Source organism: Nonomuraea diastatica (assembly GCF_004349015.1).
Taxonomy (GTDB): domain Bacteria; phylum Actinomycetota; class Actinomycetes; order Streptosporangiales; family Streptosporangiaceae; genus Nonomuraea; species Nonomuraea diastatica.
The window spans coordinates 1-720 of sequence record NZ_SMKP01000451.1 but is presented as its reverse complement, the minus strand read 5'-3'; the positions used below and the strand labels follow the sequence as shown (position 1 = coordinate 720).

The window sequence follows — 720 nt, the reverse complement described above, 5'->3', positions numbered from 1 at the left end:
CGCCATAGGTCATCCCCCGGCCCTCGTGAACCACCGCGACCGCATCCGGAGACTCCTCGATCCGCGCCCACACCCACGCATCAACCGTCGCCACACCCGGCGACGGCACCTCGACCTGCGGATTGAACTCCGAAAGGACCCGGCAGCGTTCCGGCAGCGGAAGGACGTCCACGCCGTCAAGGGATCGGTCGGTGGCGAGGAGTTCGGTGACGGCCTGGTCGAGAAGGGCGCACACTTGGGCCGGGTCCATCGGTGCCTGAGTCTGAGCGCTGACCCGGAAGCCCTCTCCGAGGTCGTCGACCATGACGACGACGGGATAGTTGGTGCGCTCCTCGCTGGCCAGGACTTCGATGCCGGGCCAGACTTCGGCCAGGTCCAGGTTCAGCGGCGCGAGGTCGGCGCTGTGCCGGTAGTTCAGCAGGCTGGTGAACAGTGGCGAGCCAGACGGCATGCCACTGCACCGCTGCGCCAGGCTCAGCGAGGCGTGCTCATGCCGGAGAAGACCGGTCAGCAGCCGATGCGTCTCCCGGATGCCGTCGCCGATGGTCCCGGCGGTGGGCCGGACCCGGACCGGCAGGGTGTTGATGAACAATCCCACGCCGCGGTCGGCACCGGAGCCGCCGTGCATCCGCCCGAACAGCACCGTACCGAACACCACGTCGTCGCGACCGGTCAGCCGGGCCAGCACCAGCGCCCAGGCCAGGTGGAACAGCGACGCCG

At 69.3% G+C, this 720-nt stretch carries 1 protein-coding gene; it reads right to left on the bottom strand.

Going from position 1 to position 720, the window contains the following annotated elements:
• Nucleotides 1-688: condensation domain-containing protein (locus tag E1294_RS52125; protein WP_246083907.1), on the bottom strand; the 688-nt coding region annotated here is incomplete at its 3' end.
• Nucleotides 689-720: the final 32 nt, after the last annotated feature.